Source organism: Aquamicrobium ahrensii (assembly GCF_040545755.1).
Taxonomy (GTDB): domain Bacteria; phylum Pseudomonadota; class Alphaproteobacteria; order Rhizobiales; family Rhizobiaceae; genus Mesorhizobium; species Mesorhizobium ahrensii.
Map to the genome: position 1 here is coordinate 89,338 of NZ_JBEPMN010000006.1, position 21,478 is coordinate 110,815.

General features: G+C 62.9%; 21 protein-coding genes. 7 read left to right on the forward strand and 14 right to left on the reverse strand.

All coding sequences use genetic code 11. The features are described 5' to 3' along the window. The gene (locus ABID44_RS10050; RefSeq protein WP_354151576.1) at positions 1 to 987 is read right to left on the reverse strand and encodes a sugar-binding transcriptional regulator; all 987 of its coding nucleotides are present in this window, start codon (positions 985 to 987) and stop codon (positions 1 to 3) included. Positions 988 to 1,203: 216 nt separating this feature from the next. Here ABID44_RS10050 and surE point away from each other — a divergent pair, with 216 nt between their 5' ends. Then, positions 1,204 to 1,953, forward strand: coding sequence for a 5'/3'-nucleotidase SurE (surE, locus tag ABID44_RS10055; protein WP_354151577.1), 750 nt, complete (start codon positions 1,204 to 1,206; stop codon positions 1,951 to 1,953). Positions 1,954 to 2,013: 60 nt separating this feature from the next. Here the strand turns inward: surE and ABID44_RS10060 are convergent, their stop codons facing one another. Next, on the reverse strand, positions 2,014 to 2,859 hold the full coding sequence (locus ABID44_RS10060; RefSeq protein ID WP_354151578.1) for a metallophosphoesterase family protein: 846 nt from the start codon (positions 2,857 to 2,859) through the stop codon (positions 2,014 to 2,016). Between the two features lie 179 nt (positions 2,860 to 3,038). Between ABID44_RS10060 and ABID44_RS10065 the strand changes: the two genes are divergently transcribed. The 4 genes from ABID44_RS10065 to ABID44_RS10080 all read left to right on the forward strand — a co-directional run bounded on the left by ABID44_RS10065 (position 3,039) and on the right by ABID44_RS10080 (position 7,296). Beyond that, positions 3,039 to 4,145, forward strand: coding sequence for an ABC transporter ATP-binding protein (locus ABID44_RS10065; RefSeq protein WP_354151579.1), 1,107 nt, complete (start codon positions 3,039 to 3,041; stop codon positions 4,143 to 4,145). Between the two features lie 69 nt (positions 4,146 to 4,214). Beyond that, a complete protein-coding gene (locus tag ABID44_RS10070; protein ID WP_354151580.1) occupies positions 4,215 to 5,507 on the forward strand; it encodes an ABC transporter substrate-binding protein in 1,293 nt (430 codons plus the stop codon). A gap of 92 nt (positions 5,508 to 5,599) precedes the next feature. Beyond that, positions 5,600 to 6,457 carry a carbohydrate ABC transporter permease gene (locus tag ABID44_RS10075; RefSeq protein WP_354151675.1) on the forward strand — a complete coding sequence of 286 codons (858 nt, stop codon included), beginning with the start codon at positions 5,600 to 5,602 and terminating at the stop codon, positions 6,455 to 6,457. Continuing rightward, on the forward strand, positions 6,454 to 7,296 hold the full coding sequence (locus ABID44_RS10080) for a carbohydrate ABC transporter permease (RefSeq protein ID WP_378226862.1): 843 nt from the start codon (positions 6,454 to 6,456) through the stop codon (positions 7,294 to 7,296). Before ABID44_RS10075 ends, ABID44_RS10080 begins: the two co-directional genes overlap by 4 nt. A 161-nt stretch (positions 7,297 to 7,457) precedes the next feature. Here ABID44_RS10080 and ABID44_RS10085 read toward each other — a convergent pair whose 3' ends face one another. Both ABID44_RS10085 and ABID44_RS10090 read right to left on the reverse strand, forming a co-directional pair. Then, positions 7,458 to 7,787 carry a hypothetical protein gene (locus ABID44_RS10085; protein WP_354151581.1) on the reverse strand — a complete coding sequence of 110 codons (330 nt, stop codon included), beginning with the start codon at positions 7,785 to 7,787 and terminating at the stop codon, positions 7,458 to 7,460. Positions 7,788 to 7,867: 80 nt separating this feature from the next. Beyond that, positions 7,868 to 9,013, reverse strand: a complete 1,146-nt coding sequence (locus ABID44_RS10090; RefSeq protein ID WP_354151582.1) for a GGDEF domain-containing protein — start codon at positions 9,011 to 9,013, stop codon at positions 7,868 to 7,870. 265 nt (positions 9,014 to 9,278) lie between these two features. On the opposite strand from ABID44_RS10090, the gene ABID44_RS10095 reads away from it, so the two are divergent. Together ABID44_RS10095 and ABID44_RS10100 are read left to right on the forward strand one after the other, a co-directional pair. After that, positions 9,279 to 11,780 (forward strand): DNA translocase FtsK, encoded by a 2,502-nt coding sequence (locus ABID44_RS10095; protein WP_435521458.1) that lies wholly within the window; start codon positions 9,279 to 9,281, stop codon positions 11,778 to 11,780. Positions 11,781 to 11,903: 123 nt separating this feature from the next. Continuing rightward, positions 11,904 to 12,095, forward strand: a complete 192-nt coding sequence (locus ABID44_RS10100) for a hypothetical protein (protein WP_354151583.1) — start codon at positions 11,904 to 11,906, stop codon at positions 12,093 to 12,095. 66 nt (positions 12,096 to 12,161) lie between these two features. On the opposite strand, the gene ABID44_RS10105 is transcribed toward ABID44_RS10100, so the two are convergent. The 10 genes from ABID44_RS10105 to ABID44_RS10150 are packed head-to-tail and all read right to left on the reverse strand — an operon-like array spanning position 12,162 to position 21,454. Continuing rightward, a complete protein-coding gene (locus ABID44_RS10105; RefSeq protein WP_354151584.1) occupies positions 12,162 to 13,181 on the reverse strand; it encodes a branched-chain amino acid ABC transporter permease in 1,020 nt (339 codons plus the stop codon). Continuing rightward, a complete protein-coding gene (locus tag ABID44_RS10110; RefSeq protein ID WP_354151585.1) occupies positions 13,178 to 14,080 on the reverse strand; it encodes a branched-chain amino acid ABC transporter permease in 903 nt (300 codons plus the stop codon). The genes ABID44_RS10105 and ABID44_RS10110 overlap by 4 nt, the downstream gene beginning before the upstream one ends. A gap of 38 nt (positions 14,081 to 14,118) precedes the next feature. After that, positions 14,119 to 14,835 (reverse strand): ABC transporter ATP-binding protein, encoded by a 717-nt coding sequence (locus ABID44_RS10115; protein ID WP_354151678.1) that lies wholly within the window; start codon positions 14,833 to 14,835, stop codon positions 14,119 to 14,121. 13 nt (positions 14,836 to 14,848) lie between these two features. After that, positions 14,849 to 16,033 (reverse strand): ABC transporter substrate-binding protein, encoded by a 1,185-nt coding sequence (locus tag ABID44_RS10120; RefSeq protein ID WP_354151586.1) that lies wholly within the window; start codon positions 16,031 to 16,033, stop codon positions 14,849 to 14,851. A 28-nt stretch (positions 16,034 to 16,061) separates the two neighbouring features. Further along, positions 16,062 to 16,829, reverse strand: coding sequence for an ABC transporter ATP-binding protein (locus ABID44_RS10125; RefSeq protein WP_354151587.1), 768 nt, complete (start codon positions 16,827 to 16,829; stop codon positions 16,062 to 16,064). Next, positions 16,826 to 17,902: a phosphotransferase enzyme family protein gene (locus ABID44_RS10130; protein WP_354151588.1), complete on the reverse strand. Its 1,077-nt coding sequence runs from the start codon at positions 17,900 to 17,902 to the stop codon at positions 16,826 to 16,828. The genes ABID44_RS10125 and ABID44_RS10130 overlap by 4 nt, the downstream gene beginning before the upstream one ends. Before the next feature lie 14 nt (positions 17,903 to 17,916). Beyond that, positions 17,917 to 18,696, reverse strand: a complete 780-nt coding sequence (gene fabG, locus ABID44_RS10135) for a 3-oxoacyl-ACP reductase FabG (RefSeq protein WP_354151589.1) — start codon at positions 18,694 to 18,696, stop codon at positions 17,917 to 17,919. A 22-nt stretch (positions 18,697 to 18,718) separates the two neighbouring features. Beyond that, entirely contained in the window at positions 18,719 to 19,513 is a 795-nt protein-coding gene (locus ABID44_RS10140; protein ID WP_354151590.1) for an ABC transporter permease, read from the reverse strand. Continuing rightward, complete coding sequence (locus tag ABID44_RS10145) at positions 19,510 to 20,364, reverse strand: ABC transporter permease (protein ID WP_354151591.1); 855 nt, start codon at positions 20,362 to 20,364, stop codon at positions 19,510 to 19,512. Before ABID44_RS10145 ends, ABID44_RS10140 begins: the two co-directional genes overlap by 4 nt. Further along, complete coding sequence (locus ABID44_RS10150) at positions 20,351 to 21,454, reverse strand: ABC transporter ATP-binding protein (protein ID WP_354151592.1); 1,104 nt, start codon at positions 21,452 to 21,454, stop codon at positions 20,351 to 20,353. The genes ABID44_RS10145 and ABID44_RS10150 overlap by 14 nt, the downstream gene beginning before the upstream one ends. Positions 21,455 to 21,478: the final 24 nt, after the last annotated feature.

Below are 21,478 nucleotides of genomic sequence, written 5' to 3' on the forward strand. Positions count from 1 at the left end.
CTAGCCGAGCGGGGGTAGCTCAAGAAGGGCTTGCGCCGCCACTTCGTCGGTGATGAGCACCTTGGCGTTGGTGGCGGCGATGCCGGCGCGGATCGCGTGGATCTTGCGCGCGCCGCCCGAGGAGATGATGACCTTCGGCACCTTGCGGATGTCAGCCGGATTGATGGACATGGCGCGCCGATTGACCGGATGATCGATCACCTCGCCTTCGGCGTCGACGAAGCGGCCGAGCACGTCGCCGACGCCGCCCGCGTCCTTGAGGCTCTGACCCTCTTCCCATGACAGGATGCCGCGCCGGAAGATCGAGGCCTGCTTGCTGATGTCGCTGACGGAAAGCAGCGCCATGTCCACCTCGCACGCCCGCTGCCGGAGTTGCCTGAGGTCCTGAAGCTCCCACAGCGCGGCAGCGAGTTCCTCATGCGGCACGAAGATCGGGGCGGTGATCTGGAACAGCTCGGTCTTGTAGAATTCCGCCAGCCGCCACGCCACGGCCGAGGGATTGTGGGCGGCCGCGTGGGTGAGGCCACCCAGAAGCGACACCACCGTCATGTTGTCGACCTCGCGCCAGCTCAGCGAGTTCATGCAGGCCGCCAGCGTCGCGCCCCAGCCGACCCCGATCGTCAGCCCGTCGCTGACGCGCTCGGAGATGTAACGTCCGGTGGCGTGGCCGACCACGGCGGCGATGCTCGTCTCCGACTGATCCTGGGCCGGCGCGACGATCGCCTCGAACAGCCCGAAATGCCGCTCCAGCGCCCGCTGCAGCTTGAGCAGGGGCTCGGCCTGCGCGTTGATGGAAATCTGCACCGTGCCGTCCTCGCGCGTGGCGGCGAGCAGCCGCAGCGCCTTGATGCGGCTTATGCCCAGATGCTGGGCCACCTGCTCCTGCGTCAGTCCCTCGATGAAATAGAGCCATGCCGCGCGCAGCTTCAGCTCGTCCTGATCGGACTGAAACTTCGTCTTCTTCTGGCGAGTGGCGGTGCGGGCCATGGTCTTCTCCTCCTCGGAGGGCAGATAGCCGAATTCAACGCAAAGTGGAATCCGCTCGTAACACATAGGTGCACGATTTATGTGGTCTCGTTCGTTCCAATATTGAACAATTATTCCCAGTTTGCAATAAATGTTCTATTGCAGTGCGGAAAGCGCTGCGGATGCGGTGGGTATTGCGGCCGTGCACGGCCGTGGCTGGAACAGGGACAGGATTTCATGCGCATTTTGATTTCGAACGACGATGGGATCGAGGCTCCCGGCATCAGGGCTCTGGAAGAGGCCGCTCTGCGCCTGAGCGATGATGTCTGGGTCATTGCGCCGGACGGCAACCGCAGCGGTTTCGGCCATTGCATCAGCCTGCGCAGCGGCTTTTCCGTCAGCCGCGTGGCCGACCGGCGCTTTGCGTGCAGCGGCACGCCGGCCGACTGCGTGCTGGCCGGCCTGAACTGGGTGTTCCGTGACGGCGGCCGGCCCGATCTGGTGCTTTCCGGCATCAACGAGGGGCGCAACGTGGCTGAGGATGTGTCCTATTCGGGCACCATGGCGGTGGCGCGCGAGGCGGCGCTGAACGGCATTCCCGGCATCGCCTTCTCCGCGCCGCGTGACAGCGAAACTTTTTCCAACGCCGGTTTCGACTGGCTGTCGGCGCGCATCCGCGCCTTCTGGGAAACGCGCGGTGAATGGGCCAGTGAAGGTCACTGGCTGAACGTGAACCTGCCGCGCCGGGTGCCCGCCCCCATGCGCGCCGCCCGCATCGGTCGCGACAAGGTGGCGACGCGCGTCATCATCCACGAGGAAGATGCGGTTTCGGCGCGCATCGAGCCGCTGGCCGACCGCAACTACTTCACCACCGGGGAAGACGAGAACGGCCTGATCGACAGCGGTTACGCCGCCGTCACCTGCCTCAACTGGTTCGGCAACGCGCAAGTGCCCGCAGGCGCGCTGCACGAACTGGAAACCGCCTGAAAGGGGTTTTGAAGAAAAGCCTCCGCTCCTGCCCGGGTCGGGAACGGAGGCCTCCTGACGTCAGTATTTCGGGTAGACCGTCTCGATCACGTCGTCGAGATAGTTGTTGGTGAAGCTGTCCAGCGTGCGCACCGTGGTTTCGACACGGCCGTCGGGGTGGAAGCTGTGCTCCAGATAGCCGACGAGACGCGTGCCGCCCATTTCCGGCACCAGCTCCTCGCGGGTGGTGAAGGCGATCGAGGAGCACCATTCCAGCCGGATCTGGCCATAGGCGCGCGAGCGTTGCTGATGCAGATGGCCGCTGCCGATGAACTTGAGCGAGGGGTGGTTGATGAGCCTGCGCAGCCGCTCCGTGCCGCTCGGGTCCACGGTCCAGTAGGTGAGTTCGGTCACCTCCGGCGCGTCGATGAACAGAGGCTGGTGGCTGAACACCGCCAGATGAAGGTCGCCAAGAGTGTCGAGCTGCTCTTCCAGCCAGGCGAATTGCTCCTGCTCTTCCGGCAGGCCGGAGCCGATCAGCATGGAGTTGACGCCGATGATGCGCCAGCCGTCGCGATCGAAGGACCAGCGATCCCTCTCGTAGTAGCGCTTGTAGCGGGCGAGGCGGCCGGCATTGATCCGGCTGCCCTTCTCCTCTTCCGGCCTGGACAGGTTCGGATTGTCGCCGATGTCGTGGTTGCCGGGAATATAGAGGATGTCCTTTCCCGCGCGGGCGAGGAAGTCGCGGCAGAAGGTGTAGTCCTCCTCGAAACGGATGCCGTCCAGCGTGATGTCGCCGGTGTGCACGATGTAGTCGTGATCGGAAGCCTTGAGCGGCGCGATCATCTCCTCGTTGTTCTGGCGAAAATGCTCGGTGCGCGGCGACAGGTGGGTGTCGGATATGTGCAGGATGCGGAACGGACTCATCGGGTTCTCCATGGAAGGCATTGCGCCGCTGCGCTTTTTGCATATTTTGCAGATTTGTACAAATGTATTGACCTTGATAGAATAGTTCAATATTTTCGATTTCAGAGATTGCGACGCAGGCACGCTTTGTGCGCCAGACCGTCAGCGTCCGTTGCCGCATCCCACGGAGGAGAACCGGAATGTCGGGGATCGAAATCGCCAGCCTCAACAAGAGCTGGGCCACCTTCAATGCGGTGCAGGATGTTTCCTTCACGGTCGAGGCGGGCACGCTGACGGTGCTTCTGGGGCCCTCCGGCTGCGGCAAGTCGACGACGCTGCGCCTCATCGCCGGTCTTGAAAGCGCCAGTTCCGGCGCGATCCGCATCGGTGGCCGCGACGTCACCAACGAGCCGCCGGCGCGGCGCGACCTCGCTATGGTTTTCCAGTCCTATGCGCTGTTCCCGCATCTGAGCGTTGCGGAGAACATCGTTTTCGGTCTGAAGGTGCGCAAGGTGCCCGCGGCCGAACGTTCCCGCCGCTTGCAGCGCGCCGTGGATATTCTCGGCCTTTCCCATCTTCTCGATCGCAAGCCTTCGCAATTGTCGGGTGGCCAGCAGCAGCGCGTGGCCCTCGGTCGCGCCATCGTCGCCGAGGCCCCGGTCTGCCTGATGGACGAGCCGCTTTCCAATCTCGACGCCCAGCTTCGCCACGAGATGCGTAAGGAAATCCGCTCCATCCAGAAGTCGCTCGGCATGACCATGGTCTATGTCACCCATGACCAGATTGAGGCGATGAGCCTTGCCGATCAGGTTATCCTCATGCGCAATGGCAGGATCGAGCAGAAGGCGACGCCTGCCGAGCTCTACCTGCGTCCGGCGACCGCCTTCGCCGCCCGCTTCATCGGCACGCCGCCAATGAATCTGGTCGAACTGGCGGACGGACCGGACGGTGCTGTCGTCAAGGGAGCGAACGGTCCGGCTTTGGTCGAGGGCGAAGGTTCGGGCCTGCTGCTTGGCCTGCGCCCAGAGGAAATCCGCATCGAATCGACCGGCATCATGTCGGCCATCGTGCAGTCGATCGACTATCATGGCGCTGACAGCATCCTGGAATGTCTGGTCGGCGACCAGCTCCTGCAGGTGCGTGTCGATGGTGTGCGCCGGTACGCGGTCGGCGATTCCGTCGGCCTAGACTGGAAGTCCGAGGCCATGCACGTCTTCGACAAGGAAACGAGTGAGCGTGTCGAACGCAAGGCGCTGGTGTCCGCCTCTGGTGCGGGCGAGGCGTTGGCTCTGCGGGCCGTCAAGTAACCCGGCGAAGCCGTCTGTTCCTGGCGGCCCGCCGTATCGAAACTCGATTTTTTCACGGGAGGAAATACAATGAAATCATGGACTTCATGGATCAAGGGCGCGCTGGCCAGCGTGGCCATGTTAAGCGCCGGCGCTGCGCAGGCGGCGCCTGTCGAAATCAGTTTCTACTATCCCGTCGCCATCGGCGGGCCGGTGGCGAGCATCGTCGAGGACCTGATCGCCCGCTTCGAGGCGCAATATCCCGACATCAAGGTGAAGCCGGTCTATTCGGGCACCTATCCCGAGACGATCAGCAAGGCGCTCACCGCCTACCGCGCCGGCCAGCCGCCGGAAGTCGCGGTCATGCTGTCGACCGACATGTACACGCTGATCGACGAGGACGCGATCGTCGCCTTCGACGACTTCGTCAAGACCGACGAGGACAAGGCGTGGCTGGACGGATTCTTTCCGGTGTTCATGGTCAACAGCGAGCATGACGGCAAGACGTGGGGCGTTCCGTTCCAGCGCGGCACCACGCTGTTTTTCTGGAACAAGGACGCGTTCAGCGAAGTTGGTCTCGACCCGGAAAAAGGGCCGCAGAACTGGGAAGAGGTGGTCGAATTCGCCACGAAGCTGACCAAACGCGAAGCCGACGGCAATGTCAGCCGCTGGGGCATGCAGGTGCCGTCCTCGCTGACCTCATACTGGCTGCTGCAGGGCTATGTCGCCCAGAACGACGGCAAGATCGCCGACGAAACCGGCGCGCAGACCTATTTCGACTCGCCTGAAGTCGTGGAGTCGCTGCAATACTGGGTCGATCTCGCCTACAAGCACAAGGTGATGAAGCCGGGCGTCATCGAATGGGCGACCAACCCGAAGGACTTCTTCGAGGGCCGCGCCGCAATGATCACCACCACCAGCGGCAATCTCACCAACATCAAGACCAACGCGCCATTCCCCTTCGGCGTGCAGATCCTGCCCGAGCACAAGAAGCGCGGCGCGCCGACCAGCGGCGGCAACGCCTATATCTTCAACGGCGTGTCGCAAGATAAGCAGGAGGCCGCCTTCCAGTTCGTCAAGTGGCTGTCCTCGCCCGAGCAGGCCGCCGAATGGAGCATCAAGACCGGCTACATCGCCGCGCGCGAGGATGCCTGGGCAACCGACGCCATGAAGGCCTATGTCGCCGAGTTCCCCGGCGCGCTCGTGCCGCATGAACAGATCCCGTACATGGTGCCGGAGCTGTCCACGCATGAGAACCAGCGCATCTCGCGCGTCATCGATGACGCCATCGAGGCGTCCCTGACGGCCAGGAAGGAGCCCGGACAGGCGCTTTCCGACGCCCAGAAGGAAGCGGACCGCATCCTGGAAGACTATCGCGACTGATTTTCTGTCGGGCCACGGGGCGCGATGTGTCCCGTGGCCTGCGCCTGTCGAAATAAGCCGAGAAAGGTTGGCCGGTGAAGAAGACGAACAACATGGTGGCGCCCTGGCTGCTGCTTCTGCCGGCCACGGTGCTGCTTGCCGCCTTTACGCACATTCCGGCGGTGATGACCTTCATCAACAGCTTCTATCGCACGCCGCGCGGCAACCGGCCGGCGCGGTTCGTCGGCCTGGACCAATACAGCAACATGCTGAGCGATCCGGTTTTCATGGCGGCGCTGAAGAACAATGCGATCTATGCGCTGGGCACGGTGCCAGCGGCGATCGCGCTGTCGATGCTGATGGCGGTGATCGTCAATTCCGCCATTCGCGGCCGTGCGCTGCTGCGCATGTCCTTTTTCCTGCCGACCGTTCTGCCGATGATCGCCGTCGCCAACATCTGGCTGTTCTTCTACACGCCGGGCTATGGCCTCATCGACCAGTTCCTCGGCCTGTTCGGCTTTCATGAGCGCAACTGGCTGGGCGATCCCGACACGGTGCTCGGCAGCCTGATGGTGCTGGCGATCTGGAAGGAAGCCGGCTTCTTCATGATCTTCTATCTGGCCGCCCTGCAGCAGATCAGCCCGACGCTGTCGGAGGCGGCGGCCCTTGAAGGCGCGAGCCGCTGGTATTTCTTCCGGCGCGTGACCTTCCCCCTTCTGATGCCGACCACGCTGTTCGTGATGATCAACGCCATCATCAACTCGTTCCGGCTGATCGACCATGTCATCGTCATGACCCGGGGCGGACCGGACAACGCCAGCACGCTGTTGCTCTACTACGTCTACAACGTCGCGTTCCGCTTCTGGGATGCGGCCTACGCCTCGGCGCTGACTGTCGTCCTGCTCGCCGCGCTTGCCCTGCTGGCCTTCGTCCAGTTCGGTGTCCTCGATCGCAAGGTGCACTACAAATGAGCGCCATGACCCTGTCCCACCACACCCGTGAAGCCTCGTTCTGGAGGGTTCTGGAAATCGGGGCCTGCTACCTGCTGGGGCTCCTGTGGATCCTGCCGCTGTTCTACGCCGTGTGGATGGCGGTGCATCCGCCGGCCTACGAGGTGCGCTTCGAGCTGTTCGCGCCGGTAACGTTGCAGAACTTCGTCGACGCCTGGAACGCAGCGCCCTTCGCGCGCTACTTCCTGAACACCTTCGCGCTGATCACCACCATCCTGGTGTGCCAGTTCGTGGTCTGCACCCTGGCCGCCTATGCCTTCGCCCGCTACGAATTCCGAGGCAAGACGGTTGTGTTCATGCTGGTGCTGATCCAGCTCATGATCATGCCGGAAGTGCTGATGGTGGAGAACTACCGCACCATCTCCAAGCTCGGGCTAGTCGATACGGTGGTGGCCATGGGCCTGCCCTACATGGCGTCCGCCTTCGGCATTTTCCTGTTGCGCCAGACCTTTCTCACCGTGCCGAAGGAACTGGACGACGCCGCGCGCGTGGAGGGCGCGGGGCCGCTGGCGGTCCTGCTCAAGGTCTATGTGCCGCTCGCCCGTCCGATCTATGTCGCCTATGGTCTGGTCTCGGTCAGCTACCACTGGAACAATCTCCTGTGGCCGCTGGTGATCACCAATTCGGTGACCACGCGCCCGCTCACCGTCGGCCTTCAGGTGTTCGCCTCGCCGGATCAAGGCGTGCAGTGGAGCGTGATCTCGGCCGCGACGCTGATGACCTCCGCGCCGCTGCTGATCGGCTTCCTGCTGTTCCAGCGCCAGTTCGTGCAGAGCTTCATGCGCGCCGGCATCAAGTAGAGCATGTCGCCCGAAAGTGGGAACCGGTTTCGGGCCAACGACATGCGTAAAAACAAGAGCTTAAAGCGTAGGGAGCGAATCTGAAAGATCGCGGCGCGCTTCAAGCCGGAACGCTTCCGGCTGTCCCGGCAAATGCAGCCGGGCAGCCTTTCCCGTCGCTGTCATCTGCCTTGGATCACGCGGATGAAGCGGGGGCTCTTGGTGCGGAAATCCTCATAGGTGATGCGGCCGCTGGCGATGCCGTTGAAGGCGCGCGTGCAATAGGTGCGCGCGACATTGCTGCGCGGGCTGACATTCATGATCTTCGCCATCTGCGCCTTGCGGGCAGGCGTGGCGCGCGATGCCCCGCGATAGCATTCGTTGATTGCGTCCCGCTTCATCGCCGGGCTGCCGCGCACGATCTCCTGCGCCTGCCTGTAGCTGGATTCCGTTACGCAGCCGCTGAGTAGGGCGGCGGCGGCGATTGCCATGAGCACTCCCGAAATGCGCATATGCTTCTCCCTGTGTGGTCAACGCCCGGAAAACTGAGGCATGCAGTCCGAACTGTCAAAGGCCGCCGTCCGGCAACGTTTCAGGCGACGACCTGCAATTCGGTCATCACCCGGTCGCGGCCGTTGTTCTTGGCGCGGTAGAGAGCGGCGTCGGCGCGCAGGAACACGCTCTCGAAACCCTCGTCCGAGGCGAGTGTGATGGCGATTCCCGCGCTGGCGGTGCAGATGACCGGGCCGGCTCCGGTCTGCACCGGCTGCGCCTTGAAAGAGGACCTGATGCGCTCCGCCATGGAGATGGAGGCCGGAACGCTGGCCTGCCGGATCACCATGACAAATTCCTCGCCGCCCATGCGCGCCGCCAGATCCGCCTGGCGCAGGTTGTTGCGCAGCTCAAGCGCGAACTGGCACAGGATGCGGTCGCCGGTATGGTGGCCGTATCGGTCGTTGATGGATTTGAAGCTGTCCAGATCGAAGACGATCACGGCGTCGGTGGGCTGAAGCTTGTCGAGCGCCAGGCTGTCGAGCAATGCGCGCCTGTTCAGGATGCCGGTCAACGGGTCGGTTCGGGCTTCGATGCGATGGCGGCGCGCGACTCTCGACTGGTTGAGCCCGATAGACAGCGCGCCGATGCCGGTTATGCCGGCAATCGCCATGATCGCGTTGAGATTCTCCGCCCAGTTGTCGGGCCGGGCTTCCAGTGTCCAGCTATGCGCATGGAGCAACACGAAACCGCAAAGCAGGAAGGAGACCGCCGTCAGCAGATAGAGGATCGTGATGGCGACAATCGACACCGGCGCTTCCCGCCGTGCGTTCCAGTAAAGCCGCGCCGTCATCACGATGAGAGCCGCCGCCACAAGATTGTAGACGGCGATGCCGACGCCGTTCAGTCCCGTCGCGATGAGGATGACGATGGGAAGCGAAAGACCCGTGGCCAGCATGATGGTCGGTCGCCATTGGACCGGCTTGCCGACGAACAGCCGGGCGGCGATGTACACCGCCACGAAACCCGCCGTCTGCAACAGGAACCCGAAGGCGGTGATCGACTCGATATGGAGAGGTATGGTCGAATAGATCACAACGCCGCCGCCAAGCAGCATCATGCCCAGCATCCAGCCGATCAGGAACCGATCCATCCGGTTCTGCAGCCATACGCTCAGCATCGTCAGGGCCAGAGCGGTCGCGCAGATGCCGGCCGCGAAGAAAAGCGTGTCCGAATCCATCCCCATTCTGGTCACGCCCCTTGTCGTGATTCCGATTCCTTGCCCTAGCATATAGGCGGCATGGGATACGAAAGCGACTACGAGCAAGGTGAACGGAACGTTACGCATGCTTTCGGCGTCGGCTGGAGATAGTGGCCGATGGGGATATTCGTCGCATTCGATCCAATCTGGAAGGACCTGTTAACCGTCGCTTCCTATTGCTTGGGGAGCAGTCAATCGGCGAGTCTTGAGTATGTCATCCATGCGTCTTTCCCGGGCCAATTTTTCGGACATGGTTTCGCAGGGCGAGAGCCCGCAGCCGGGTCTGGAGGGGCCGCGCATGGTCGGCCTGCAAAGCACTGGCGCGAGCTACGTCCAGCCGAAAGCCAATGGCGACGTGTTCCCGACCTTCGGCGCTCCGGAAGGCGAGTTCGCCCGCCCCACCTACCAGAACTATTTCTTCCTCGCTCCCAATGTGCGTTTCACCCGCACGCCGGATCGCGAGATCAGGAAGCTGCGCGATGATGACGAGCGCGAAGAATCGGCTGACGAAACCGCCGCTGCCGATGACGGGTCGACCAATTCCATTCCTGTTGCGACGGTCCCCGCCACAGTCAGCAAGCCCGCACCCGCCGAAACGCCCCGTGCTTCGGCGCGGCAGGCCGTCGCGGCCGGACGCTGCATCGAGCCCATCCGCACCATCGAGCCGAAGCCGGTCGCCCCGGCGGTTCGGCCGGTGGCGACCTCCGGAGGGCATGCCGGGGTAGCCGGACGCTGGGCCTATATTTCGGATCATGCCTTCTTCGAGTTCGCGGCTGAAAACACCGTCGATATGCCCACGGCAGCTACTCCCATGGCTCCTGTCGCTGCTCCCGCGCCGGCGTCGTCGGCGCCTTTCACGCCCGTTGTCCGCACCCGGCCCGCGCCCATGGCCAAGGCGCACATCGCCCCTTCCGCGCTTCAGAACGCCGACATCACCACGCTTTATCGCGTTATCGAATGCGCGGTGACCGGCAAGGCGTTTGACGTGCAGCCACAGGAAGCCGAACCGACGCCGGTACGGCAGACGCCCGCCGCTGTCGTTGAAGCTGCCGCCGTTCCGGCCAAAGTAAAGGTTGAGCAACCGCGAGAAGAGGACGGGGCCGTTCAGGTGGAGGCGGAAGCGACGCCCGCCCGCGCTGCGCGCTCGGTCGAGATCACCATGCCTGCGCCGCGTGCGCCAGCGCTGCCGCGAGCGGGACGCGTGGCGCAGGTTGCGGCCGGCGGCGCCTATGAATTCCCGTCCGAGGAACTGCTTCAGGAAGCGCCTGAGGGGCAGGGCTATTACATGTCGCAGGAGCGGCTGGAGCAAAATGCGGATCTGCTGGAAAGCGTTCTGGAGGATTTCGGCGTCAAGGGCGAGATCATCCATGTTCGCCCCGGTCCGGTCGTCACCCTCTACGAGTTCGAGCCCGCGCCAGGTGTGAAGTCATCGCGCGTCATCAATCTGGCGGAGGATATCGCGCGCTCCATGTCGGCCATCTCGGCGCGTGTGGCCGTGGTGCCCGGCCGCAACGTCATCGGCGTCGAACTGCCCAACGAAACGCGCGAGACGGTCTATTTCCGCGAGATGATCGAATCGCAGGACTTCCGCAAGAGCAGCGCCAAACTGGCGGTATGCCTCGGCAAGACGATCGGCGGCGAACCCGTCATCGCCGAGCTTGCCAAGATGCCGCATCTGCTGGTGGCCGGCACCACCGGCTCGGGCAAGTCGGTCGCCATCAACACCATGATCCTGTCGCTTCTGTACCGGCTGAAGCCGGAGGAGTGCCGCCTGATCATGGTCGACCCCAAGATGCTCGAACTGTCGGTCTATGACGGCATCCCGCATCTGCTGACCCCTGTCGTGACTGACCCGAAGAAGGCGGTGACCGCGCTGAAATGGGCGGTGCGCGAGATGGAGGATCGCTATCGCAAGATGGCGAAGCTCGGCGTGCGCAATATCGACGGCTACAACCAGCGCGCCGCCGCAGCCCGCGACAAGGGCGAGGTCGTGGTCATGCAGGTGCAGACCGGCTTCGAGAAGGGCACCGGCGAGCCGGTCTTCGAGGAGCAGGAGATCGATCTTGCGCCGATGCCCTATATCGTCGTCATCGTCGACGAGATGGCCGACCTGATGATGGTCGCCGGCAAGGAAATCGAAGGGGCCATCCAGCGCCTCGCCCAGATGGCGCGCGCCGCCGGCATCCATCTGATCATGGCCACGCAGCGGCCTTCGGTGGACGTCATCACCGGCACCATCAAGGCCAATTTCCCGACCCGCATCTCCTTCCAGGTCACCTCGAAAATCGACAGCCGCACCATCCTGGGCGAGCAGGGCGCGGAACAGCTTCTCGGGCAGGGCGACATGCTGCACATGGCCGGCGGCGGTCGCATCGCCCGCGTGCATGGCCCGTTCGTCTCGGATGACGAGGTCGAGCAGGTTGTCGCGCATCTCAAGACGCAAGGTCGCCCCGAATATCTGGAGACGGTCACCGCTGACGAGGATGAGGAAGAGCCGGAGGTCGATGACGGCGCAGTCTTCGACAAGGGCGCCATCGCGTCCGAGGATGGTGACAGCCTCTACGACGAGGCGGTGAAGGTGGTGATGCGCGACAAGAAGTGCTCGACCTCCTACATCCAGCGCCGCCTCGGCGTCGGCTACAACCGCGCCGCCTCGCTGGTCGAGCGCATGGAGAAGGAAGGGCTGGTCGGCGCGCCGAACCATGTCGGCAAGCGCGAGATCCTGATGGGCCGGGCGGACCGCGCCGAATAGCGACGGTCGCCGCGCCGTGTGGCGGCGGCCGTTTTCCTCGTATTTGACTCAAACTCGCATGCTGCTTTTTGCTCTCTGTTCGCATGCCCGTGCGATGAAGGGCCTGGCGGGCATTGATGGAGAATGAGTTTGATACGAGACCTGTCGGCGGCCCGCGTGCATCTTGAACGCGCCTATTACTATCTCGGGGGAAATGAGGAGGCGTGCTGCAAGGCGCGTGAAGCGCTCGACCTGCTGATCGAAATGGTGGCGACGGCCGAACATGCCCGGCCCGTCGGCGACGTCATCCAATTTCCCCGGCAGTCGCGAAACTGAGAGGAGGCCGCCGCCGCTGTGCGATCTCCCGAGTCGCCCGGAGGGCGGATGGCTGGGACCTGTCGATTAACCCGATTTTCTCTGCAGGGTTTCGTCAATCTCGTCGCTCCCCACCATGCCCTTGGGGCGCAAGGCCATCGACAAGACAATGATAAGCCCCAGGAAAAAACCGGTCAGCCCGAGGAACTCGGGCAGCTTGACGCCGAAGATTACCGGGCTGCTCTCAAAATACCGCATGATCTCAAATCCGGCGGTTACGATAATGACGCCGATCACGGCTCCGGAAATGCTGTTCATTCCTCCCAGAATCAACATGGCGAGCGTTAGCAGCGTCGTGTCGAAATAGAAGCTTTTCGGACTTATGGAACCGATCAGATAGACGTACAGCACCCCGCCCGCCGCAACGACCCCGGCGCTCAACACCCATGCCACCAGACGCAGCAGGCGAACATTGACGCCCATGCTTTCAGCGGCGACGAGGCTTTCACCGCTCGCCCGCAATTGCAATCCGGGCGGAGAATCGCGAAACCAGCGGCCGAAGAAGATCACCGCGATCGCCACGATCAGCACCAGCCATGTGTTGAGCGTCATGGGCACGCCATAGAGCGCACGCATGCCGCGCGTAAGCTCCACCCAGTTGGCGAGTATGGTGTGGACGATGACGAGAAGCGCGAGCGTGAGAATCGTGGCCGAGATTCCCGATTCGCGCACGATGACGAAACCGACGATCAAAGCGACCAGCATGGCCAGCAGAATGGCCAGAATCGCCCCTTCCACGGGTCCGAGCTGGAAAGTCGCCAGGCCGAATGGTGCGTTGGGGATAATCGTCTTCTTGATGGCGACAGGGATGGTGAGGATGGCCGCTGCATATCCGGCTATACCCATGAAGCTGATATGTCCGAGGTTCACGATATTCGAATTGCCCATGAATATCTGAAGGCCCACGACCAGAATCAGGTTTATGAGGAACAGGTTGAGGATGCGCTCCTGCGCGCCGCTGCCGAATGTGACGACCAGGATGGCGATGATGATGGGGAGAAGCGCGGTAAGCGCGGCGCCCTTGATGAAACCCGGTATCCTGATCATTCGTCCTTGTCCCCGAACTGATGTTTGACGCCAAGCAATCCCTGTGGTCGCCACACGAGGATGACGGAGACCAGCGCGAATACGAAGGCGTCCCTGTAGCCGGCGATGCTGCTGGGCAGTGCGATCTGGAAGAAGACTTCAAGCGCGCCGAGTATGAACCCGCCCAGCACCGCCCCGCCAAGAGAACCGAAGCCGCCCAGAACGGCTGCGACGAACGCTTTCAGAACGGGGCCGAAGCCCATGAACGGATCGACCACGCCACGCCTTGCGATGATGAAGATGGCCGCCAGGCCGGCGAGGAAGCCGGAAATCGCGAAAGCCGCCATGATCACCTTGTTGGCGTTGATGCCGACCATGCGAACCATGTCGAAATCCCGCGCGGCGGCCCGCATGGCGAGGCCGATATTGGTGCGGCGCAGGATAAAGACCAGCAGCAGCAACGCCAGCGCCGTCAGGGTTGTCTCGACGATCTGGATAAGCTGGATGCGCGCAATGCCGATGTCGACATGCTGGCCCAGCCATTGCGGCGTCGGCACCGCCTTGGAGCGGGTGGCGACCAGGGTGATGAAGAAGTTGCGGATCACGATGCTGACGCCGAACGCCGTCAACAGGCCGGTCGCCGCCGGTGCATAGCGGACCGGCCGGAACGCCACCCGCTCCAGTGCGATCGAGATGCCGATCGCGGCGAGGATGCCGACAGGCACGAGCACCAGCCCGTGATCGACGCCGGTGAGCGAAAAGAACGCGAACATGGCGTAGCCGGCGACCGCGATCACTTCACCATAAGCGAAGTTCACCAGCCTCATCACACTGAAGACGATCGCGAGGCCCAGGGCCAGAAGCGCATAATTGCCGCCGATGCTGAACGCATTCAGCACTTGTTGCGCAAGATACTCCATACTCGGTTTCCTTCAGCGGGCTTTTCGCGACAGGGTTTTCATTGCGCCTCTGCAAGGCCCATATAGTGGCTCATGAGATCTTCCGATTCCCGGAGCCTGCTGGCCTCCCCCTCGAAGCGAAGCCGTCCCGAATGCATCAGATAGGCGCGGTCGGCCACGGCCAGCGCCTCGTTGGCGTTCTGTTCAACCAGCAGGATGGTCAGCCGCGCGGCCTTCAATTCCGCGATCAGGTCGAATATCCGCTCCACGATCACCGGAGCCAGCCCAAGCGAGGGCTCGTCCAGCATGACGATCTTCGGCCCGGCCATCAGGCAGCGTGAAATCGCGAGCTGCTGCTGTTCTCCTCCCGATAGCGTTCCCGCTTTCTGGTGGAACCGTTCCTTGAGGATCGGGAACATCTCCAGATACCGGTGCTGGTTCCGCTCCCGGATCGCCTTGTCCGGCTGGGAGCTTGCGCCCAGCCGGAGATTCTCGGCCACTGTCAGGTTTGCAAAGATTCGCCGGCCCTCCGGCGAAATCCCGATCCCCATTCGCACCTTTTCCTCCGGCGAGGCCAAGGTGACGTCCCTGCCCAGGAAGCGAACGGTCCCCGACGTGATGGGAACGACGCCCATGATGGCGGAGATGAGCGAGGTCTTGCCTGCGCCGTTGGGGCCAAGGAGGGCGACCACCTCGCCCTCCCTGACATCTAGGCTGACAGACTGGACCGCCTTGACTGCGCCATACTCGACACGGACGGAATCCAATTCCAGCATGGCTTCTGGTTCGTCATTCGGCCGCATTCTCTGGCTTCCAGTCGGAGTCGGCTTCCGGGACCCAGTTCGGCATGATTCTGTCGACAAGCTCGAACTGGCCGTTGTTGCCCTTGACGATGACGACATCCTTCAACGGCACGCCGCCACGATCCTTGAAGGTGATGGAGTCGGCCGTGACGCCTTTCATGTTCTCGATATTGCCGATGGCTTCGTTGATCGCGGCCGGATCGTCGCTGCCGGCGGTCTCGATGGCGTGGCGCACGATTTCCACCGCTTCACCGCCCAGCCCGAAGAACACGTTCTCGATCTTGAAGCCGCGCGCGGCGCAGTCGTCATAGAACGCCTTCAGCGCGCTGCCTTCGGAAGGGAAGCCGTGCGAGCCGAGATTCATCAGCGAACCGCCGGGACCGGCCGCCGACAGCATTGCGGGATCGTCGAACGTGTCGGTGCCGAAAACGGGAATATCGAGCCCTGCCGCCATGGCCTGCCGCATGAAGGTGCCGCCGTCGGGCATCACGAAGGCCGAGAAGATCATGTCCGGTCGCGGGTTCATCGCTGCGATCTGGGTGATCTGCGGGGAATAGTCGCTGGTCCCGAGGTTCCAGTTCAATTCGCCGACCACCTTGCCTCCCAGATGCTCGAAAGTTTCGCCGAAATAGCGCGGGGTGGCGATGGAGTAACTGCCTACATCATGGGAGATCATGAGGAGGGCGGTCTTGTAACCCTGCTTGACGGCGAATTCCGCAGCCGAGGCCGCTGAAGCGTTGTCGCCATAGGCGGTGAGATAGGCGACGCCCGGAACCGCGGCGGGCCACTGCACCTGGGTCGAGCCGACCGAGATGACGGGGATGGAAAGCGGCATGGCGATAACGCCCATGGGAATCAGGCCATCGTCGGTGGGCGGACCGAGCAATACCCTGGCGCCGGCGTCGATCAGTTCCTGCGCCGCGGTTCCGGCGAGCGCGGCGTCGCTTTTCATGTCTCTCGTCAGAAGCTTGAGCTTACGTCCGCCCAGAACGCCGCCTTTCTCGTTGACGATGTCGACCATGCATTGGACGCCGGTCACGCTGTCATAAGGCGCGAGCTCGCCTGTCGCGGCGGCGACGTGGCCGATGACCACCTCATCGTCGGCCATGGCCGCGGCGGGCAGAACGCAGGCCAGAGCCATGCTGAAGAGCAGATGTCGGTTTGATTTCATGTCTCGGTCCTTCTCTAACGGTTACGGGTCACGCCGGGGATGGAGGGCCGTTCACGGCCTGTATCGCCTGCCGCCGGGCTTTTCGCCCCAGATAGATTTCCGCCACTCTGGGATCGTCGCGCAGCACGCTGGGAGGGCCGGAAGCGACCAGCCGTCCCATGTCGAGCACATAGATTCGTTCGCAAACGGTGGTGATGAAGGAGAGGTCGTGATCGATGACGACCACGCCGCAGCCCATCCAGTCGCGGATTTCCATGATCGCGGCGATGAGTTCCTTCGTCTCGCTCTCGATCATGCCGGCCGTGGGCTCGTCCAGCAAAAGGAACTCGGGGGCGAGCGCCAGCGCTCGCGCAATCTCGACCCGGCGTTGCGTTCCGTAGGCGAGCTCGCTGGCCTTGTGCTCGGCGAAATGTGCGATGCCGAGCTGGTGCATGAGCCGCTCGATCGTCAGCTGTCCCAGTCGCTGCCGCCTGTGCCGCCGGGCAGTCGTATAGGCGACCTCGATGTTTTGCCGAACTGTCAGGTTCGGGCACAGGCGGATGTTCTGGAAGGTGCGCGCTACGCCGGACCGCGCGATCTGGCGGGGACCGATATTGTGGACTGCCTGATCGCCAAGCGTGATCGTGCCCGCATCGACCGTGAGCAAGGACGAGATCATGTTGAGCAGCGTGGTCTTTCCGGCGCCGTTCGGTCCGATCAGGCCGACGATCTCGCCAGAGGCGCACTCCAGCGTGACGTCGTTCACCGCGGTCACGCCCTGGAAGTGCTTTGAAACGCCGGAAACGGCCAGCTTCATCGCTTGTCTCCTGCGGTCGCATCGACCGTTGCGCGTATTTCGCCCGCAGCTTTCGGGCTCGCTGCGCCTGCCGAAAAATGGGCGAGATAATTCTTCGCCAGTTTTGCGGTGTTCGCGGCGAAATGAGGCGCCAGGGCCTGCGGCTCGGGAGCGTCGATATGGCTGCCGATCCATGCCAGCAGCGCCATGCGGCGAAGCATTACGAACGTGTCGATTTCGTGCTCTTCCTCCGCAGACAGGGCGCGCACGCTGCGGTATCCCCGCACCCAGGCTTCGCGCAGGGCCGGCACCTGGGGGTGGTCCTCGATGAAGCTGACGCCGGTGGCGAAGTCGTAGAGGAACCAGCCGAGCCCGCAATCGTCGAAGTCGATCAGCGTTGTGGAATCGCCGTCGATCAGCAGGTTGGCCAGCCGCATGTCGGCATGGATCAGGCCGTAGCGGTCCGGCCTCTTGCCGAAGGCGGCCAGCCGGCGGCAGATCAGCGTCTCCGCTTTTTCCAGGATTTCACGGATCTCCGGCGTCACATTCGGCGCGTCCCGCCAGTCCCCCCAGTTTGCCTTCGGGCCGAACACCGCCTCGGCATCCCAGACAAGACGTTCCAGCGGTTCCGGTTTTCGCCAGCCTTGGGAATGCAGATGCGTATGCGCCGCGATGGCGCCGAGCTGTTCGAACGGCGCGGTGAGGTCCTCGTTTTCGTCGGGCTGACGCCCGGGGGAAAAAGTGAACATCACCATGAAGCGTGTTTCGGGAAGGCCCTCGACATGCCCCTCCTGAACCAGCTCGCCATTCACCCCCGGGATAGGGGGTGGGGTCTGCACCATCTGGTCCGCGGCCAGGGCCTGCGACCATGCAAGCTCCTGTCCGATGCCGCGACGGCTATGATAGTCCGGCCGGTGAATGCGCAGCACCGAACAGAAGCCGTCCGCTTCAACCAGATAGGTCGCGTTCTCTGACACGTTGATCAGGCGCGCCTTCGCTCCTTCCGGCACTCCCCAAAGCGGCAGGGATTCATTCGCAAGCCGCTCGAGGTGCTCCAGCAGTTCCTGAAACGGCATGGCCGCCGCATCATTCATGTCTTTCCTCCCGCTCAGATGGATTCCAGCGCTTCCAGCGATTCCGGCAGGATTTGCCCGCCATCCACGATGATCTGCTGGCCGGTGATGTAGGCGGCCTCGTCCGAAGCGAAGAACAGCGCGGCGTTGCCGATATCCTCGACGTCGCCAAGACGCTTGAGCGGGATCGAATTGGCCATGGTTTGCAGATAATCCTCGCCCAGACCCTCCAGCCCTTCCGTGCGGATATTGCCCGGCATCACTGCATTGATGGTCGTGTTGTAACGGGCGAGCTCCATCGCAGCGGTCTTGATGAAGCCAAGCTGGCCGGCCTTCGAGGCGCCGTAATGCGACCAGCCCGGATAGCCCGTCACCGGACCGGTGATCGAGGAGGTGACGATAACGCGTCCCTTGCCCCGCTTCTCGAAGTGCGGGATCGCGGCCTTCACGCAAAAGAAGGTGGAGCGCAGGTTGGTCGCCATGACATGGTCCCAGTCATCGGCGGACATGTCGACCATTTTCACCTGCGGAAAAATGCCGGCATTGGCGCACATGACGTCCAGACCGCCCTGGGCCTCGGCCGCCTCGTCCACCATGCGCTGCACGGCGTTCATGTCAGTCACGTCGCATGCCGCGCCACGGGCGGTCGCGCCCGCCGCATTCATTTCGGCCACCACCCCGTCGATTTCCGCCTGGTTGCGCGCGACAATGGTGAGCTTGACGCCGGCGCGGGCGAAGACACGGGCGATGCCGCGACCGATTCCCTTCGAGCCGCCGGTAACGATGACGCTGCGGCCTTTCAATGAATTCAGCATTTATTGTTCCTCCCTTTATTCTTTATGTTCGGCGGCGCAGCCACCACATCACCGCCAGTCCCATCAGGACCAGAACCATTGAACTCGCCACCGACAGCATCCCGAGCGCGGGGATCTGCGGCGTGAAACCTGACACCATTCGCGAGTAGAGCCATTTCGGCAGGGTCGCATCGACGCCGGAAGTGAACAGCGACAGCGGGAAATTGCCCCAGGACAGGAGGAAGGCGAACAGCCCGGCCGACACGATCCCCGGCATCAGCAGGGGCAGCGTTATCTCGCGCATGATGGTGAATGTCGTGGCTCCCATGTCGCGCGCCGCATCCTCCAGCGAAGGGTCGAAGCCGTAGGCGCGGATGGCGATGATCAAGGTGGTGATCGGCGTGATCCACACCAGATGCGCGACGACCGCCGTTTTCCAGCTCGGCGTGATGCCGAGCGCCGAGAACCAGATCAGAAGCGCCAGCCCCAGAACCGTCTGCGGAAAGAAGATCGGGAGCAGGATGAGCTTCTGGTAGAGCCCGCGGTATTTCCACTGGAAGCGGGCGAAGGCCAATGCGCCGAAGAAGCCGATCACCACCGAGATGAGAGCGACCAGCACCGCGATCTTCAGCGAGGTCAGCACCAGGTTATGCACGTTCGGGCTGGTGATCGAAGAGGTCAGCCATTCGCTTGTATAGCGCTTGACCGGAAAGCTCAGGTAGCGTGCCCTGGACACCGACGCGAAGGCGACTGCGATAAGCGGCAGATAGAGCACGATGAGGATCAACAGCCCATAGACGTAGAGCGCGATCCGGTTGGGGCGGGAAACGGTCGTCATTTGCGCCGCCCCATCATCGTGTCCAGATCGATGCGGCTCAGCGGAACCAGCGCGATCACGGCCGAAATGACGATCAGCATCAGCGAGAGCGCCGAGCCCAGCGGCCAGTTCTGCGCATAGGTGAACGCGCTTTCCACGTCGTCGGTCAGCACCACCACCGACCGCCCGCCCAGCAGCTTCGCCTCCGCCACGGCTCCTGCCGAAAGGACGAAGGTCAACAGGCTGCCGACCAGGATTCCGGGCGCGGCGAGCGGCATCTCGATCTCGAACATGATTCGCGTCGGGCTTGCGCCAAGGTCCAGCGCCGCCAGGCGCGCGTCCTCGGGCACCAGCGCAATTCCCTGGGCGAGCGGAAACAGCATGAAGGGAAAATACACATAGGCCATGCCGAACACGATCACCGGCCAGTTATAGAGCGGGCTTTCGAATGTGACGCCGAACCAGTGGCGCAGATAGCCTTCCAGCAAGCCTCCCTTCATCAGGGAGAGGAACCAGCCAAACAGCCGGATATTCTCGGAAACGAACAGCAGCAGCACCACGAGAACGGTGATCACCAGCGTGAATCGCCCGAAAACCTTGGCCATGCCGTAGGCCAGCGGCCAGCAGACGATGAACAGGATGGCCGTGGTCAGGAAAGCCAGCCCCAGCGAGCGCAACAGCGATTTGTAGTATCCCTGCTCCCAGATCACCGCGAAGGACGAGAAGTCGGGCAGGTGAGCCAGCTCGAACACCTTCTGCGGCATGATGGAGAAACCGGCCACGACGATAAGAGGCATGATGAAACTGAGAAGCAGCAACACCACGATCGGAAGCCCGGTCAGGAAGCCGAGCCTTTGCTCAAGCTTTTCCATGCCCCGCCTCCTGTGAATTCGGCTCCGGGATAGGGTGGATCGCATCGCGGTCCCAGCCCAGCGTGACAGGGACGCCGATCGATACGTCGTGACGAATCTCGAACGGGCGCTCCACGGTGAGTTGCACGCCGTTCGCAACTTCGACCGAATACTGGATGCGCGATCCAAGCGCATATTCGGCGACGAGCGTGCCCGTGATGCGAAAGTCAGCCGTTTCCTCCGCCTGAAGAAAACGAATAAGCTCCGGACGCACCATCAGCGCCCCATGCCAGCCCGGCGCCAGCGCAAGGGAGCCGGGCACGGCCTCGATCTCCGCTTCGTTCCAGATGGCTTGGCCGGCGTCGTCGATGGTCACGCCGAACAGGTTCACTTCGCCCATGAAGTTGGCGACGAACCGGCTGATCGGGCGGGAGTAGATCTCTTCGGCGCTGGCGATCTGCTCGAAACGGCCCTCGCGCATGATGGCGATGCGGTCGGACATCACCATGGCTTCTTCAAGTGAATGGGTGATGTAGACGAAGGTCTTGCCCGTTCGCGCGTGCAAGTCCTTCAGTTCCTTTTCCAGCGTCTTGCGTAGCCGGTAGTCGAGCGCGGAGAGGGGCTCGTCGAAGACGATGATCTGCGGATCGAAGGCCAGCGCACGGGCAAGCGCGACTCGCTGGCGCTCGCCGCCGGACAACTGGCCGATCATCTTGCCGTAGTAATTTTCCGGAAGCCGCAGCAGCCGCAGCAGTTCGAGAGCCCGCGTGCGGCGCGCTTCAGGCGCGACTTTGCGCAGCTTCAGCGGGAACTCGATATTCCTTCCGACGCTCATGTGCGGGAACAGGGCCAGAGACTGGAAGACCATGCAGGTCGGGCGCTTGTTGGCAGGCATCTGGTCGATGCGTTCGCCATTGAGTCTGATCGTTCCCTCCGTCACGTCGTCGATGCCGACGAGAAGTCGGATCAAGGTGGACTTTCCGCTTCCCGAAGGACCGACGATGGTGAAGAACTCTCCCTCCGCGATGTCGAGACTGATCCGATCCAGCGCAGTGAACCGCCCGAAACGTTTGGTGACGTCCTCAATCTGCAGGAAAGCCCGGCCCGTCATATTTCCATTTCCGTAGGTTATGCA